Source organism: Paenibacillus donghaensis (assembly GCF_002192415.1).
Lineage (GTDB): Bacteria > Bacillota > Bacilli > Paenibacillales > Paenibacillaceae > Paenibacillus_AQ > Paenibacillus_AQ donghaensis.
The window spans coordinates 4,287,055-4,304,535 of sequence record NZ_CP021780.1; the positions used below are offsets into that span (position 1 = coordinate 4,287,055).

The 17,481-nt window shown below is 48.3% G+C and carries 12 protein-coding genes; 5 read left to right on the forward strand and 7 right to left on the reverse strand.

The annotated features are described in order from the left end of the window. Positions 1-3: 3 nt before the first annotated feature. The 6 genes from leuC to B9T62_RS19780 all read right to left on the reverse strand — a co-directional run bounded on the left by leuC (position 4) and on the right by B9T62_RS19780 (position 9,343). Positions 4-1,428, reverse strand: coding sequence for a 3-isopropylmalate dehydratase large subunit (gene leuC / locus B9T62_RS19755; RefSeq protein WP_087916859.1), 1,425 nt, complete (start codon positions 1,426-1,428; stop codon positions 4-6). A 346-nt stretch (positions 1,429-1,774) separates the two neighbouring features. Next, on the reverse strand, positions 1,775-3,580 hold the full coding sequence (gene uidA, locus B9T62_RS19760) for a beta-glucuronidase (RefSeq protein ID WP_087916860.1): 1,806 nt from the start codon (positions 3,578-3,580) through the stop codon (positions 1,775-1,777). A gap of 49 nt (positions 3,581-3,629) precedes the next feature. After that, positions 3,630-5,897 (reverse strand): glycoside hydrolase family 3 C-terminal domain-containing protein, encoded by a 2,268-nt coding sequence (locus B9T62_RS19765; protein WP_087916861.1) that lies wholly within the window; start codon positions 5,895-5,897, stop codon positions 3,630-3,632. 288 nt (positions 5,898-6,185) lie between these two features. Then, complete coding sequence (locus B9T62_RS19770; RefSeq protein ID WP_087916862.1) at positions 6,186-7,529, reverse strand: ABC transporter substrate-binding protein; 1,344 nt, start codon at positions 7,527-7,529, stop codon at positions 6,186-6,188. 27 nt (positions 7,530-7,556) lie between these two features. Further along, complete coding sequence (locus tag B9T62_RS19775) at positions 7,557-8,387, reverse strand: carbohydrate ABC transporter permease (protein ID WP_087916863.1); 831 nt, start codon at positions 8,385-8,387, stop codon at positions 7,557-7,559. An 11-nt stretch (positions 8,388-8,398) separates the two neighbouring features. After that, positions 8,399-9,343, reverse strand: coding sequence for a carbohydrate ABC transporter permease (locus tag B9T62_RS19780; RefSeq protein ID WP_087916864.1), 945 nt, complete (start codon positions 9,341-9,343; stop codon positions 8,399-8,401). A gap of 189 nt (positions 9,344-9,532) precedes the next feature. On the opposite strand from B9T62_RS19780, the gene B9T62_RS19785 reads away from it, so the two are divergent. From B9T62_RS19785 to B9T62_RS19795, 3 genes are all read left to right on the forward strand, one after another. Next, positions 9,533-11,320: a sensor histidine kinase gene (locus B9T62_RS19785; protein WP_087916865.1), complete on the forward strand. Its 1,788-nt coding sequence runs from the start codon at positions 9,533-9,535 to the stop codon at positions 11,318-11,320. A 1-nt stretch (position 11,321) separates the two neighbouring features. Next, positions 11,322-12,929: a response regulator transcription factor gene (locus B9T62_RS19790; protein ID WP_087916866.1), complete on the forward strand. Its 1,608-nt coding sequence runs from the start codon at positions 11,322-11,324 to the stop codon at positions 12,927-12,929. 187 nt (positions 12,930-13,116) lie between these two features. Continuing rightward, on the forward strand, positions 13,117-14,028 hold the full coding sequence (locus tag B9T62_RS19795; RefSeq protein WP_087916867.1) for a LysR family transcriptional regulator: 912 nt from the start codon (positions 13,117-13,119) through the stop codon (positions 14,026-14,028). Between the two features lie 59 nt (positions 14,029-14,087). Here B9T62_RS19795 and B9T62_RS19800 read toward each other — a convergent pair whose 3' ends face one another. Then, positions 14,088-14,285: a hypothetical protein gene (locus B9T62_RS19800; RefSeq protein WP_087916868.1), complete on the reverse strand. Its 198-nt coding sequence runs from the start codon at positions 14,283-14,285 to the stop codon at positions 14,088-14,090. Between the two features lie 453 nt (positions 14,286-14,738). Here B9T62_RS19800 and proB point away from each other — a divergent pair, with 453 nt between their 5' ends. Beyond that, a complete protein-coding gene (gene proB, locus B9T62_RS19805) occupies positions 14,739-15,842 on the forward strand; it encodes a glutamate 5-kinase (RefSeq protein WP_245863930.1) in 1,104 nt (367 codons plus the stop codon). A gap of 363 nt (positions 15,843-16,205) precedes the next feature. Next, the gene (locus B9T62_RS19810; RefSeq protein WP_087916870.1) at positions 16,206-17,453 is read left to right on the forward strand and encodes a glutamate-5-semialdehyde dehydrogenase; all 1,248 of its coding nucleotides are present in this window, start codon (positions 16,206-16,208) and stop codon (positions 17,451-17,453) included. Positions 17,454-17,481: the final 28 nt, after the last annotated feature.

The following is a 17,481-nucleotide window of genomic DNA, read 5'->3' on the forward strand; positions in this document are numbered from 1 at the left end:
GGTCTATACGCTGACAGCTTCGGTCTTGTAATTCCAGTCGCGAATGTCGGTGAAATGTCCTTCAATCGCAGCCGCTGCCGCCATTGCCGGAGAAACCAGATGGGTGCGTCCGCCGCGTCCCTGGCGTCCTTCAAAGTTGCGGTTCGAAGTCGAAGCGCAGCGTTGTCCAGGCTGCAGAACATCCGGGTTCATCGCCAGGCACATGCTGCATCCCGCTTCCCGCCATTCGAAACCAGCTTCAGTAAAGATTCTGTCGAGACCTTCTTTCTCCGCCTGCAGCTTGACCCGGCCGGAGCCTGGTACAACAATCGCAGTCACTTGGGAAGATACCTTGTGTCCTTGGGCTACCTGAGCAGCCGCCCGCAGATCCTCAATCCGGCCGTTGGTGCAAGAGCCGATAAACACATAATCAATCGGAATTTCGGAGATCGGCGTGCCTGGAGCCAGGTCCATATATTCAAGCGCTTTTTCAGCAGCTTTGCGTTCATTCTCGGTAGTGAAATCAGCCGGATTCGGCACGCTGGAGGTAATATCCGCGCCCATGCCCGGGCTTGTGCCCCAGGTAACCTGCGGAATCAGGGTTTGCACATCAAATTCAAGGGTAGTGTCATATTGTGCACCTTCGTCGCTGACCAGTTGCTTCCATCTCTCGACTGCAGCGTCGTAAGCTTCGCCTTGCGGCACATATTCACGTCCACGCAGGTAGTTGAAGGTTGTTTCGTCCGGCGCAATCAGTCCCGCTCTTGCCCCGCCTTCGATCGACATGTTGCAGACCGTCATGCGCTCTTCCATCGACAGCTCGCGGATCACTTCACCGGTGTATTCAATTACATAACCAGTTGCGAAATCCGTGCCGTATTTGGCGATTACGCCCAGGATCAAGTCCTTCGCGGTAACTCCGGGATTGCGTTTGCCGGTGAAACGGATCTCCATCGTCTTGGCCTTGGACTGCTGCAGACATTGTGTAGCGAGCACATGCTCGACTTCACTGGTACCAATCCCGAACGCCAATGCGCCAAAAGCACCGTGAGTCGAGGTGTGGCTGTCGCCGCAGACAATTGTTTTGCCTGGATGAGTAAGTCCGATTTCCGGACCCATAACGTGAACGACCCCCTGATCAATGTTGTCCAGATCATACAGCTTCACTCCGAAATCGCGGCAGTTCTGCGACAGCGTATCAATCTGCTGCTTGGAGATCGGGTCCTTAATGTTGTAACGGTCGGTAGTCGGCACGTTATGATCCATGGTTGCGAAAGTAAGCTCCGGACGGCGTACCTTGCGGCCGCTCAGGCGAAGTCCCTCAAAGGCCTGCGGAGAAGTAACCTCATGCACCAGGTGCAGGTCGATATACAAAATACTCGGTTTATTGTCCTCTTGATGAATCACGTGATTGTCCCAAATCTTCTCAAACATTGTCTTGTTGCCCATAGTTTCACCTCATTAGTAGAATCGTTCATTGGAAGAAAGCGTGGAGTCTCTCTTGTATGGTCTAAATATAACATCGGACTGCTTATAATTCCAAGATATGATATCTATAATGGTGATAGGCTCAGGCTATAAGTTAGGCGGATGGAACAAAAAAATCCGATGAGAAGCGAATCCTACGTGCTCGGCAAAAAGAAGCCGTCAAAGTCCATCTGTCAGGAACTATCGACAGTTGCACTTACAATGACAGCTTTCACCGAAGCATTAGCATTAAATGAATTACTTATTAAAAAGGGCGCCATGCTCACCACCCTGTTTTTACATAAAACGATGTTGATACAAGGCTTAATTATTTCTTCTTGTACCCGAAATCCGGTATAGCCGTCCATCTTTTGCGCAGTTCATGAGCCGCGGCTTTAGGCTTTCGTTCCCGGGTGAAGATCCCTTTTTTGTTACCCTGTACACGGATAATTCCCTGGCTCGTAGCAAAGTCTGCGAAATTCCAAACCTGTTCGCCCACAAAATCCGTAAACTCGTCGAAAATCTCGTGATTTGCTCTGTAGAACTCCACCTGATATTCTTCCGTGAACATAGTCGGCTCCACATCATGAAGTCCGGCTACGGTATCTGTTCCATATTCGGTCATCATCATCGGTTTGCCCGGACAACGCTTGCTCCAAGCTTCAAGTTCAACCCGCAACTTGCCTTTGGCCGATTCAAGATCTCCCCCGTCCACATACCAGCCATAATAACGGTTGAAGGCAAGCACATCGATTAGTTCGGATATTTTATCGTTTGCAGGCGAGGCCTCAATATGCGTCACCAGGGTAACCGGACGATTCTGCGGATCTTCTTCGCGTATTTGCTCAATCAGCGGCTTAAAGTATTCATAAGCTCCATCCTCATAGGAAGCCGGTTCATTGGCCACATTCCACATCACTACACACGGATGGTTCTTATCCCGATTAATCAGTTCGCTAATGACCTGCTGGTGATGCTCAAAGGTTTGTACTTCTTTCCAAGTATCCTTTTTGGCAATGCCGGTCAACATGACCAGGAAATTGAGATCTAGACCCACAGCTGGAGTTTCATCGATGACGACAAAGCCTTCACGGTCAGCAAGGCGCATCACTTCTTCTGCATAAGGATAATGCGCGGTACGGAAGGAGTTGGCTCCGGTCCATTTCATCAGATTGAAATCCATGATGTTTGCTGCTTCATCCAGGCCTCTACCATGAAAAGGAGTATCTTCATGTTTGCCGTAACCCTTGAAGTAAAACGGTTTGTTGTTGATTAGGAACTGGCCATCCTTCACTTCGACCGTCCGCACGCCGAACGGCTGCTCGTATACATCTATAGCTTGACCAGATTGCAGAAGTTCAATCTTTAACGTATACAAATAAGCATTCAATGGCTGCCAAAGTTTAACATGTGGAATACCGAGTTTGCCAGATACTTCTGTACCGGAAACAAGGGCATTTCCTTCTTCATCCAGCACAGTGACACACACATCGGCTTCTCCGTTAATGTCAATGCTATAACGGATCAAGCCCAGGCCAGTGTCTCCGTTGTAATCGGTTACGACTGTAACGTCCTGCACGAAGGTTTGGGGCGTGGAGTAGATTTTGACCGGCCGCTGCAAACCTGCAAAGTTAAAAAAATCAAAGTTCGGTTGATTTTTAATCTTTTTCTTCCCGCCGGGAACTTCAGTCTCAGTGTAAAGACCTATAGGCAATGTCGTGTAATCCACAATATTGTTGATTGCAACAGTCAAACGATTCTTCCCAGTGTGAATAAAGTCATTGATTACGGTTTCAAATGGAAGGAAACCACCTGAATGCTCCATAACAAATGTTCCATTAATGTATACTTTTGCTTTATGTGTTGCGGAACCGAATCTAAGTACAAGGCGCTCGTTCATGATATTCCGTGGAAGGGTCAGTTCTCTCTCGTACCACACCCAGCCGATATGATTGCGGATCTCTGCACTGACGCCAAGATCATTATAGGCAGAAGGAACCGCCATGGAGATTGTATCTGTTAACTTGGATTCAAACCATTTCTCGTCAAATCCTACACCTTGATCCAGCTTGAAATTCCATACTCCGTTAAGATCATATAAACTGCGGGTTTCAGTCATAATTGGATACAGCACAAGCAGCACTCCCTATCTAAATAGTTGTTATCGTTTAAAGCACGCTATACTACTCCGCAACCAGCGCGTTCAATTCACGCAAATCCTCGGCCAAATCCGCCTCGGTATATTTGCCCTGACCGAAGCCGATCATCGCACGCAGCGGCATATATTTCATCATGGCGAGGAACATTTCCGGATTATTCTCCATTGCATCCTCCATGCCAAAGATGCCGCTGTATTTCTTGGCCTTCTCGGCGGTCAACGGGTTATCCAGCAGGTCTCCGACCGTGGTGTTACGGTGGAAGCTTATGGCAATCTTCGTTGTCGAAGTTACCGAAAGCGAAGATGAGAGCCGTATATCCCGTGATGAAGAGCCGACGGCGATGTTGAACGTTCCGCTTTCCACATGCCAGTCGGCCAGCTTCACATTGTAATAGGCAAAAGCGCGCTTATTCAGGGTAAAGGACACTTCGCGCTGTTCCCCCGGCTGCAGCTCCAGCTTCTGGAAGCCCTTAAGCTCCTGCAGCGGGCGGATGACACTGCTCTCCACGTCACTGACATAGAGCTGCACCACCTCTTTGCCTGTCCGGCTGCCGGTATTCTTGACGGTCACCGTTACCTCTACTACATCCGTGTCACTGATGCTGCTCTTGTCCAGTTTCAGACCGCTGTACTCGAATTTCGTATAGCTTAGTCCAAAGCCGAAGGGGAATAGCGGCTCGATTTCTTTTTTATCATAATAGCGGTAGCCGACGAACAGCCCTTCCTTGTATTCCACAATATCGCCTTCACCGGGGAAATTCAGAAATGACGGATTGTCGCTCAGCTTCTGCGGGAACGTCTCAGCCAGCTTGCCGCTTGGGCTTACTACACCGAAGAGCAGATCGGCAATCGCGCCGCCAAAAGCTTGCCCGCCGAGATAACCTTCCAGAACAGCCTTTGTGTGACTCAGCCAAGGCATCTCAATCGGAGCGCCGTTGCTCAGCACCACGATAATATGGTCCTGCACTTCGGCTACAGCCTCGATCAGCGCCTTATGGCTCTCTGGCAGCGACAGATGGCTGCGGTCATAACCCTCCGATTCATAGCTGTCGGGTAGCCCAAGGAACAATACCGCAGCATCTGCGCCTTGCGCCGTTTCCTGTGCTTCCTTCAGCAGCACATCGCTGATTTCATCGCTCTCCAGGTCATAGCCCTGCGCATACAGGAAGCTTGCGGAACCGCCTGCCACCGCCTGCATTTCGGCAAACGCATCATCCAGCTTCGTCGGATTGACATGCGAGCTGCCTCCACCCTGATAACGCGGCTTTTTGGCGAATTCGCCGATAATGGCAAGCGTGCCTGTCTTGGCAAGCGGCAGAATGCTGTCTTCGTTTCTCAGCAGCACCATGCTTTCCCGGGCCACCTTACGTGCCAGCGCATGATGCTGCTCCAGATCGAAGGTCGCATTCTCCTTGCGGCTCTCCACTCTTTTGAAAATAAAGGACAGCAGCCGTTCCACAGCCTGATCCAGTGTCTTCATGGACAACTCACCGCTGTTCACTGCAGCCACGATTCTGGCATCGCCAATACCTCCGCTCGACGGCATCTCCAGCTCAAGCCCGGCCTGCAGCGCCTTCACCCGTTCATTGACCGCTCCCCAGTCGGATACGACGAAGCCCTCAAAGCCCCAATCCTCTCTAAGCACCTTCGTCAGCAGCGTTTCACTTTCGGAAGCGAATTCACCATTCAGCTGATTATAAGAGCACATTACACTCCAGGGCTGGCTATGTGTCACTGCGCCTTCGAAGCTGGCCAGATAAATTTCCCGCAGCGTACGCTCATCAATTATGGCATTGGTGGACATTCTGCGGTGCTCCTGGTTGTTGGCGGCAAAATGCTTCAGCGAAGTGCCCACGCCCTGGCTCTGCACTCCATTGATATGGCTGGAAGCCATTTCCGCTGATAAATACGGGTCTTCCGAGAAATATTCGAAGTTCCGCCCGTTCAGCGGTGAACGCTTAATATTGGTTCCCGGTCCAAGAAGGACGGCCACATCCTCCGCCTGGCACTCCTCGCCGAGCGCCTCGCCCACCTGCTGAATCAGCTCACGGTCCCAGGAAGACGCAAGACCAGCTGCGGATGGAAAGCAGGTTGCGGGTACGCTATTATGAAGTCCGAGATGGTCGGCGCTCCCTTGCTGCTTCCGCAGTCCATGGGGTCCGTCGGTTAGCATCAGCGATGGAATGCCCAGCCGCCCGATGCCTTTGGTATGCCAGAAATCCAGCCCGGAGCATAGTCCGGCCTTTTCTTCCAGTGTCATTTGCGTAATGAGGTTTGAAATGTTGATTGTCATAATAAGCCTCCTCGAAATCGGTTTAACTATTCCCATCTTGAAAATTTCATTATTCTTAAGCTTCCTGCAGAGCTTGGGACTGGCGGAGTAATCATGATCGGCCCTTCACTGGCGCGTCGATATTGCGAAGATTGTTATCACAACCTCAGCAGCGAGAAAGAGGTCAAGAGTAGTGTTTATTCTACTCTTGGCCGTAGTGGATACAACTTATGACTTTCCATAACCTCTTCTCCTTAAAGCGGCTTGTCCAAGCTCCCTTAGTCCTTCTCTTGATTGCGAGTTGAAGAATCAGGATTTAGAATCAATAATTTTCTGTATTTTCTTTTGTGTATTCTGGATGGTAGATTCTATATCTTTGTTTGAAAGCATCATTTTATCAAACTCCTCCAGGAGTACTTTCTCAAGCTCAGCATGATAAGGCACTGCCGTGGCTGTAGTAGTAGACTTGGTATTCTCCAGAACATAGAGCAGGGATGCTTTATCAATCATTTCCGGATTTTTGCTGCCTGCGATGATCCGGTCGACCACATCATTCAGATCGGCTTTTTTCCAGGACGGGATATTCTTCCCTTGCAGAACAATACCTTCGGTGGAGAACCAGCGGATGAAGGTGTACGCTTCCTCTTTATGTTTGGATTTACTGTATACACTCAGTACATCCCCACTGACATTCGCAGATATCGGATCTTCAGCATTCAGCTTGGGAAGCGGAGCAAACACGGTCTTAAAGCTGGCAGGAATGGTGTCAGTCCCTCCTGTTTCCGGAATAAGGAATGAGCCCGTTACAAGCATGCTTGTATCCTGATTGAAATATTGCGGTCTGTAATTCAGCTTCTGGCTGACAACCTCCGAATACGGTGTAGCGGAACCTTCCGCCTCTCCCTGAAGACGCAGCTCAAACGACTTGCGCATGTATGGATTGTCAATATTAGCCTTCAACCCATCATCTGTTGTCAGATTAGAATTAGCAGATTGACCGAAGTTCTGAACAAGATATCCATATTGAATCCAACTGTGAAAATAGGTGCCATACCGGGTTTTTCCGCCATCTGTTTTGGTCATGGCTTTGGCGTACTCCATATACTGATCCCAGGTCCAGTCTTTCGGCAGCTCGAGTCCCGCTTCTTTCAGATGATTCTCATTGATAATAACCAGACCCTGGGAGGACTTGCCGGGTAATCCATATACCTTACCGTCAATTTTGGTATCGGCCGTATATTCATCCGCGAAATTAATTCCGTCTTTAGCCAAAAAATCATCCAGCGGTTCGATCATGCCCAGCTCTGCCCGTTGGGACAGATACGTCATGTTGCTGAACATGATAATATCCAGATCATCTCCGCCGGCAACTGCAAGATCGAGCTTCTTGTAAAATTCGTTGGAGTTGTTATCCTCAGCAGAAGCAAACTCCACTTTGATGTTCGGATGCTGTTTTTCAAATTCCGCAATGACTACATCCCAATTATCCATTTTTTCCGCATACCAGTTGCTCAGCTTAATGGTAACCACTTCATTCGATTTCTCTCCGGCATTGGAAGCAGCCCCTTCATCCGACTTGGCAGCACCGCACCCCGAAACCAGCAAGGATAACAGCGGTACAATGATGAATAATTTCTGTTTCGCTTTAAACATGATAAAACCCCCTGTAGTGAAATTAGTCTAGCCTTTGACACTTCCCATAGCAACTCCCTCAATCACCTGCTTCTGGCCAATCATAAAGATGATTAATAGAGGCAGAATGGCTGAAACAGCACCCGCCATCATTAATGAGTAGAATTCACCACTGAAATCAGCGAATTTCCGGATACCCAGCTGCAAGGTAAACAAAGAATCGGAACGAAGAAAAATCAGCGGATTCTGGTAATCATTCCAGGTCCATATAAAGCGGAGAATCATATAAGTTGCAAGGGCTGGCTGCACCAAAGGCATGGCAATCCGGCTAAATATTGTCCAATGACCCGCTGCATCAATCCGTGCCGATTCAATAATTTCATCATGGATTCCAAGGAAAAACTGTCTGAGCAAAAAGGTTCCCAGCACACCTGAAGAGGCAAGCAGCACAAGACCTATATGACTGTCAAACAGTCCAAGCCAGCGATACATAATAAATTGCGGAACGAGAATGGCTTGTGTAGGAATCATAAATGTAGCTAAGACAAGCAGGAATAAAGTATCCCGTCCTTTAAAAATAACTTTTGAGAATCCGTAGGCTGCCATGGCGGAAATAATCAATGATAGCGCTGTCGACATCAAGGTTACCTTTGTACTATTCCAGTAATAAAGGGTGAACGGCACGGCTCCCGCCCATACCTGCCTGTAATTCTCAACCATATTCCATTTCGTTGGAATCCACTGAATCGGATACTTCATAACGTCAAGCTCCGGCTTAAAGGATGCGGAGAGCATCCATAAGAAAGGCATAATAAACAGTATCCCTGCAAATCCCATGCACAGTGTCACAATAACGCGGCTAAGCTTGATCGATCGCATGTATAAACCTCCTAGTAGTTGACCCATTTCTTTTGTCCGACCCATTGAATCAAGGTCACCAGCAGGATGAGAATCAGAAGAATAATTCCCATTGCAGATGCATAACCCGACTCCAGGTTAATAAAAGCAACCTCGTATAGATAAAATACAATCACTGAGGTTGAACCTGCCGGTCCACCGTTGGTCAACACCATAATCAGATCAAACACTTTGAATGATCCAACAATTCCTGTAATTAACAGGAAGAAAGAGGTAGGAGATAGCAAAGGCAACGTGATTCTGAAGAATTGTCTCAGCGGTGAAGCACCGTCCACATCAGCGGCTTCATACAAATCCCGTGAAATATTCTGCAGCCCAGCCAGATAAATAACCATGTTAAAGCCTAGCGAAGTCCACACCATAATAATCATGACCGAGATCAGAGCAAACTTGGGGTCCGCTAACCACAGGGGAGGATTCTCCACACCTACAGACCTGAGAAATCCATTGATAGGACCATTGTTGGGGTGATACAGCACTCTCCACAATAATGCAATGGCCACAAAGCTCGAAATGAAGGGCATGAAATAAATCACTTTGAAAAATGTTTTGAAATACGTCGCTTTATTGATTAATGCTGCTAGAACTAAAGCCAGAAACATCGCTACCGGTACTACTGCAATCATAATAAGGTTGTTAATCAACGAACGATGAAAGGATTCATCCTGCATCAGCCTTGTATAATTGTCTATTCCAACAAAATGAAATCCTTCAATTCCGGACACAAAATTCCAATCCGAAAAACTAATCACACCGGATAAGAGAATTGGAATGATAACTAAGGTTGTCGTTAGAATGAGCATGGGGGAAATAAATAAATACCCCGCAATGTTGTCATAAGAAGATTGCTTGCGCATTCTACGAGTTCCTACATTTCCAAATCGCTTAACAGCCCCTTTTTTAGGAATAACCTCCATTTTTTCACCTCGTTTTATTTTTGTATCTTCATTATAAAAGCGCTCCCTTTCGTTCCGCATGCAACGAATTTATCTATACCAAAAAGTTTGTATGCTATTATTTTTTCTGAAATGAAAAATTTGTTGGATGAGGTTTGCAGCAAAATAAAGTACCATGATCTTGTGAATGTCTATTAATGGGGGAAACTAATGAAAAATAAACATAGGTTAAGTCAATTGTCCTTCCGACAAAAGCTTATACTAACCTCTATCGCATGCCTGGTTATACCAACAATAGGTATGCTGTATATTACTATTATTTATTCCAAACTTATTATCCGGGAACATTCATTAGAAAAAGCAACGCAATCTTTAGTGATTGTACAATCCCAAATTAATGTCATCTTTGAAGAGATGGTGTCGGTCTCGAATTTTGTCCATTTCGATCCGGAAATTAAAAACTTGCTGGAAGAGGCAAAAACAAACCCGGTTGCCGCGAGAACCCTTACGAATCGTCTGGAACAAGTGGCAGGCGACACCCTTGATTTGCGTATCACTCTTCTTGACAAGAATGGACATGCTTTTTCTGATTATTCTTTCTATGACTTTGACCCGCGTAAATTTATTGAAAAAAACTGGTTTTCAAAATTGGAACAGCTCTCACCGTATGACACTTTATTTTTAGGGGCAGAAGCAAATTATCTGTCTTCACTTGCGTCTGATAAGTCGTTTGTATTCATGACGGCACGAGCCTTAAGAGAGGGAACTAAGACGCCCCCCTATGCTTATCTTATTGTCAGCCGCAGTGAAGCTTCCATTCGTGAGCGCTTTGCTTCTATGGAGGAAGATGTCTACTTGCTGAATGAAACTCAAACCATTCTTTCTAATCGAAACCAAGCCCTGATTGGTTCAAATTTCAATACTATATTGCCTATAGCTGAGCCAGTCTTCCCTGATATTGTAGAATTCAAGAATGAGAATCAGCTCCTCCTCTCACTACCGCTTAAATACGCAAAATGGAGGTTAGTCAGCGTAGCTCCGTATGAACAGCTGACTGAAAGATTGAACGGAATCAATCGAACAGGCTTATTATTACAAGCCATTTTCGCCATTAGCTTTTTATTCGCTTTAACTTATCTTTTGAGAAAATTTACCAAGCCGGTGTTTGTCCTAGGAAAGGTAGCTCGCAGAGTGGAAGCAGGTGATATGATGGTGCGCTCTAATATTCGGGGAAGTGACGAAATAGGCAGCCTGGGATTCTCTTTTGATAAAATGCTTGACCGTATACAACTCATGCTTAAGCAGGTGGAAATGGAGCAGGAATTAAAACGCCAGGCTGAGATTGCGATGCTGCAAGCCCAAATTAATCCTCATTTTCTATTTAACGTTCTAAGCTCGATCCGGCTAAAGTTATTAATGAAACATGATGAAGAAAACGCTTTTATCATCAACTCCTTATCATCGATGCTGAGGGCCAGTTTTTCAAACCAGGAAGAATTTGTCTCAATCGCTTATGAGCTCGAGTCCGCCAAGCAATACATGGAGTTAATGAGATTTACCATGAGATATCCCACAGACTCTGTAGTGAATGTGAACATAGATTTACTTTTAGAAACTCTTCCACGGTTTATTCTACAGCCTGTTATAGAGAATGCTTATAAGCATGGCTTCGTACAGGGCGGAGGCAGGATTATCATTTCCATCGAGAAAATAAAATCTATGCTTAAAATAAGGGTGGAAGATAACGGAACTGGAATGGATGAGAATACGTTGACTGCATTAATTCATCATATTAAACAGCAGGATCTAGAGATAGAGACCTTGCAAATTGTAGAGACCGATATAAACTCACCATTTCACGGCATCGGATTAATTAACGTCTATCAGCGATTGAAACTAATATACGGGGACAGTTTTAAAATGAACATTGAAAGCATACATGGGCACCGTACAACCGTAGAACTAGTACTACCTTTAAAACGAATAGGAGGGAATTGAATTGGTATATAAAGTAGTATTAGCCGATGATCACTTTCCTGTATTGGAATATTTAAGTACCTGTATTCCCTGGGATACCTTGGGTCTTGAATTGTCCGCCTCGTGCTCTGATGGCAAACAGGCATGGGAAGCCTGCTTGCTGCACCAACCCGATATACTATTGACAGATATCGGCATGCCGGCGATGGATGGATTGGAATTAATCCAGAAGGCTCGAGAAGTTAATCCCCAACTTCAGACTATTATATTGTCCTGCCATGGGGAATTTGAATATGCCCAAAAGGCTGTGAAATTAAATGTTTCAGAATATATATTGAAAGAAAGTCTTCAAATAGAGCATGTGATTTCTGTATTGACTGAGGCGGTTTCCCGTTTAGAGGTTAAAATGATATCCAAAAATAATTACCTCAAATTAGAGAAGCTGGTCACTCAAAACCACTCTGCTATCCGGACCAGGTATATTCGTATGTTCGTTGAGCAACCGGTTTGGGATGAAACAGTGTGGTTCAAGCAAGCCGAGATTATGGGGATCCAGCTTCAAAAAGGAATTCCATACTTGCCAGTTTTAGCAATCCCGGAACGCTCCTATGAACTGGAAAGACGTTTCGGAGGGATTGTGAACATGCAGTTCGTAATTGATAATGTGTTACAAGAATTCCTGGAGATAGACGGAATCGTCCAATTCGCTATAACAGAACGGCAGTTCATACTGTTCATCCCATTTCCGCGTATTATTATTCGAAATCTCCATGAGGATTTTAGAAATAAATTTCAGCATGTACAAAAGATGTCGAAACTTCACTTACGTATGGGTATTTCTTTTTTTTACGGCGATGCCACTCAAAGCCTTATCGAACTAAAAAAACAGATTCAAGCCTTACTAGATGCCCAATCTTTGCGCTTTTATGCTGCTGAGGGAGCAATTATGAAGCTAGAACCCGTTAAGACGACAAACGAGGACCTATTTATTCATTACTCTGAAATACTTCAGCAGCTAAGAGACTGCATCCAAAATGAGGATAATACCCGAATTTCCACTACTGTCACTGATATAAAAAATTATATCGGAGCCAAGAAATATCCGGTAGAAAGCGTAAAAAGCTGGTTACTCAAAATGGTTATGGAATTGGAATTAAAATATATCGTTATGCAAAACTTTGTTAATAATTTCAACAGTGAAATGCATCAGCGCTATATACGAGAATTTGAAACACTCGATCAATTAATGGAATGGCTTGAAGGATTTTTGAAAGATAAAATATTGATGTTAAGTTCCATGTGGAAGCAAAATATTAGAAAAGAAGTTGCCGAAGCGAAGCGTTATGTCATGAATCATATGGGTGAGAAGGTAGGAATGGAAGAAATGGCGAAATGTCTTGGCCTGAACCCTACTCATTTTAGTCGGTTATTTAAATTAGATACTGGCCTCACTTTCATTGAGTTTGTTACCAGAATAAAAATGGAGCGTGCTCAGGATCTATTAAATCAAACTAACCTCACCATTGTAGATATTGCAGAGCAGTTAGGGTATGACAATGCCAGTTATTTCATAAAACTCTTCCGTAACTTCTCTGGTGTGACTCCTGTAGAATTCCGAAAATCCATCTAATTATTAACTCAACTTTCGCAGCTCAAATTCCAAACAAACCCTTGAAATTCAGTTCCCAGTTTCAACCTTTGCACGAAAATGCAGGGAGTAATATCCAGCCTCAACAATCAATAGTAAGCCCCCAGCTAATAGGTTATACTTATAAGCACGTAGACTTTATCGTGATAACTAAGGAGTTTGATTCCAAGTGGAACTTAGACAATTGCAATACGCGCTGCAGATTGCGGCGGAGCGGAATTTCTCGCGGGCAGCGGAGAAGCTGCATATCGCGCAGCCTTCACTCAGCCAACAGCTATCCAAGCTGGAGAAGGAGCTCGGGGTGATGCTGTTCCAGCGCAATACCAGCTCAGTGGAGCTGACCCATGCCGGTTCGAAATTCGTCGAGCAGGCACAGATTATTATCGATGCTGTGGAACTGCTGCGCCAGGAAATGTCGGATATCTCCCAGCTGCGCACAGGCCGCGTCGTGGTGGGGAGCATGCCGATCACAGGGGCGCATCTGCTGCCCCATGTGCTGCCTGCTTTTAAGGAGAAATATCCTGAAGTGGAAATCACGTTGCTGGAGGACTCCTCGATGAATCTGGAGAAGCTGACCGCGAGTGGACAGACCGATCTTAGCCTGCTCTCCCTGCCGCTGGAGGTGCCTTCGCTGGCCTATGAGGTGCTGGGACAGGAACGGATTGATCTGGCCGTGCCGCCGATGCACCGCTTGGCAAGCCGCAGTGCAGGGGATATCCGCACCTCACTGGAGGAGCTGAAGGAGGAGCCGTTTATTGTGCTGAAGGAAGGCCAAGGCTTCCGCAAAATGACGATAGAGCTGTGCCGCAAAGCCGGCTTTGAGCCTCGTGTTGTGTTCGAGAGCAACAATATGGAGACCGTGCAGTCGCTGGTAGCGACAGGCATGGGCGTTACGCTGGTGCCGCATTTCATCGCGCGTGCGCCGCGCAGCGAGTTCGTTCCGGTCTATCTGCCGCTGGCCGAGCCTGTGCCGGGGCGAACCCTGGTTGTCGCCTACCGGCGCGGACGTTACCTGTCCAAGGCTGCAGAAGCTTTTATCGAAACCTTCAAACAGACGGTAGCCGGGCTTGGTAAGGACTAGGCTATACGCAAACAGACAGCTCCGGAAATTCCGAAACTGCCTGCCGCTAAGCTCATATGTTATGTTCGACGATTATGCACTGTAATCAACCGGTTCTGGTCGTCAGAGAGACGGGCTGTTTTCTCGCTCACTGGCCCTTGGTCTACGGGGGCGCCAGTCTTGTCCTCCACAAAATCACGGGTCACCTGATTCTGGAACTCTGCCGATTCAGTGGTATTGTGATTCTGTTCCTGCTGAACATGGTCGTTTTCAGCCAATTTTATCCACCTCCAGGTAACCGGTTACCTGTATTTTACCCGAAACCCGCAATAATAAACATAAATCTCACAGCACCGGAATCCCGCTGCACCGCAGTAATATTCCTTTGCAAACCGCCTGGCCGCGTGGTATTCTAAAGTTCAAATAGTGAAACGTGAAGACGGGACCAAGTAAGAATGAAATAAATGCCGCGTAACAGAGAGTGAATTCCGCCAGGCTGAGAGAATTTACCGCGCTTTCGTTCCGAACCCTACCCCCGAGCGGCCTGTACCCTGCAGGACGGATTCTCCCGTTATGAGCAATGAAGTCGGATGAACCCTCATCAATGAAGGTGGTACCGCGGAAGCTTCCAGCTTTCGTCCTTTGCTAAGTCTTAGGATGGGGGCTTTTTGTCATTTTCAGGGATAAGATCAATCTGGTATGCATCCATTCTATTAAGGAAGTGAATGACAGTGACGACACGAATCGTGGTCAAAATCGGCAGCAGCTCGCTCTCCGGTCCTGAAGGCGGACTGAAACGGGAAGCCGTGGTTTTCTTTGCCGCAGAGCTTGCCGCGCTGCGGAGAGACGGGTGTGAGGTGCTGCTGGTTACCTCGGGGGCTGTGGCCGCCGGGTTCCGCAGCATCGGCTACGCGCAGCGCCCACGGCTGCTGCATGAGAAACAGGCTGCGGCCGCGGTGGGTCAGGTGCTGCTGATGCAGGCCTATCAGGAAGCGCTCGCGCTGCATGGGATAGCCACCGCACAGATTCTGCTGACCCGCACCGACTTTTGCAGCCGCCGGGCGATGAACAACGCGGTGATGACGGTTGAGGAATTGCTTCGGCAGGGGGCCATTCCAATATTCAACGAGAATGACACGGTCTCCGTCGATGAGCTGAAATTCGGGGACAATGATACCCTGTCAGCGCTGGTCGCCAACCTGCTCAAAGCCTCCAAGCTGCTGGTCCTGACCGATATGGACGGGCTCTACAGCGGCGACCCGCGCAAGCACCCGGAGGCGGTACGGTATGCATCCGTCGAGGAGATTACGCCGGAGATTTATGCGGTGGCTGGCGGGGCCGGCTCCAGCGTAGGGACCGGAGGCATGCGCTCCAAGATTGACGCCGCCAAGATCGCTACACGCGGCGGGGTACCTGTGTTTGTCGGCCGGGTAACGGAGCCGGGCGACCTGGCGCTGGCCGCGGCCGGTGAAGGCCGGGGAACTTATTTTGCCACCACCTCAGCCTCCTTACCGGTCAAAAAACAATGGCTGGGCTTCATGTCCACCCCGCTCGGCTCCATTTACATCGACGACGGAGCCGTCGAAGCACTGCTGCATGGCGGTCACAGCCTGCTCCCTGTCGGGGTCAAGCGGATCGAAGGCAGCTTCCACGCAGGAGATGTGGTTGAGGTACTCGGGCCTGACACCCAGCTGCTTGGCCGAGGGATTGTGAATTACGATGATGCCCAGCTCCAGCAAGTGCAGGGACTCAGCAGCAGCCAGATCGTGCCGAAGCTGGGCGAAGTGCACCGCCTGGAGGTTATCCACCGTGATGAATGGATTACACTGAGGTAATCAGGGACTTTCAGAGCGAATTGGTGCGATTGGGGTGGCCTTAGGTATCGTTTTTTCGGGAAATAGATGCGAAAGTGCAACTAATTTCACCCGGATCGCTAACTTGCGGGCAAATAAGTGCGAAAGTGCAACTAATTTCGAGTAAATCAAGCCTCTTACGCTCAAACGCTCAAATTAGATGCCTTATCGCACTTATTCCCTCCAAAACCGAAAAAACCAGCCAATTAGATGCGTTTTCGCAACTAATTGGGCGGAGTGAATAGTTGGCAGGGCTGCAGAGCAATTGTTGGACCTCTCCTACTCTGAGATCTGGCAGCAAGTGAAATGATTCGTTATTATAGAAGAAACAAGGAGGAACCGGTAATGAGTGAAGTAGTGAGCAAAACCACATTAGCCAAAGGTACCACAGGAATATTGGCCGGCCTGACCACTGAGCAGAAGAACGATGCGCTGCTGACCATGGCTGAGGCACTCCGCAGCGAGTCCGTTTCTATTATTGCCGCTAATAGGGAGGATCTGGAGCGCGGACGCCAGAATGGAACACCTGAATCCCTGCTGGACCGGCTCGCGCTGGATGAGGCCCGCATTCAGGTGATTGCGGAAGGCCTGCAGCAAATTGCCGCCCTGCCTGATCCGGTAGGCGATACGCTGGAAACGCTGAAGCGTCCGAACGGCCTGTCGATCGAGAAAATCCGTGTTCCGCTTGGCGTCATCGGCATCATCTATGAAGCCCGGCCCAACGTAACTGTAGATGCAGCCGGACTGTGCCTGAAGACAGGCAATGCAGTTGTGCTGCGCGGCGGCTCCTCTGCCCTCTCCTCCAACCGCAGAATCGTAGAGGTGCTGCACGCGGCTCTGGCCGGTACTGCCATGCCGCCCCACGCGCTGCAGCTGATCGAAGATCCAAACCGCTCCTCTGTGGATGAAATGCTGAAGCTTAACGGGTTGCTTGACGTCATCATTCCGCGCGGCGGCAGCTCGCTGATCCAGAATGTGGTGATGAATGCAACGGTGCCGGTCATTGAGACCGGAGCGGGCATCTGCCACACCTATCTGGATGCCAGCGCCCAGCCCCGCATGGCGCAGGAGATCAGCCTGAACGCCAAAGCACAGCGGCCTTCGGTCTGCAATGCGATGGAAACACTGCTCGTTCACCGCGATTATGCGCGTGAGCAGCTGCTGCCACTGGCGGAAGCATTCCGCGATGTCCACGTGGAGCTGCGCGGCTGCGCGGAGACGGTAGCCCTCGTCCCTTGGGCTCTGCCTGCTACACTGGAGGATTACGCGACGGAATACAACGATTATATCCTCAACATTAAGGTTGTCAGTGGCACGGAAGAAGCCATGCAGCACATTGCCCAATATGGCACACAGCATTCCGAATGTATTGTAACCGAAGACAGCGGCAATGCTGCCCGCTTCCTGCAGGAGATGGACGCAGCCGTGGTCTATCACAACGCCTCCACCCGTTTTACCGATGGCTTCGAATTCGGCTTCGGTGCCGAGATCGGCATCAGCACACAGAAGCTGCACGCCCGTGGGCCAATGGGTCTGCCCGCGCTGACTTCAACCAAATACAAAATATACGGCACCGGGCAAATCCGGGGGTAAACAATTCATACAGCCGTCCAAAACCAAG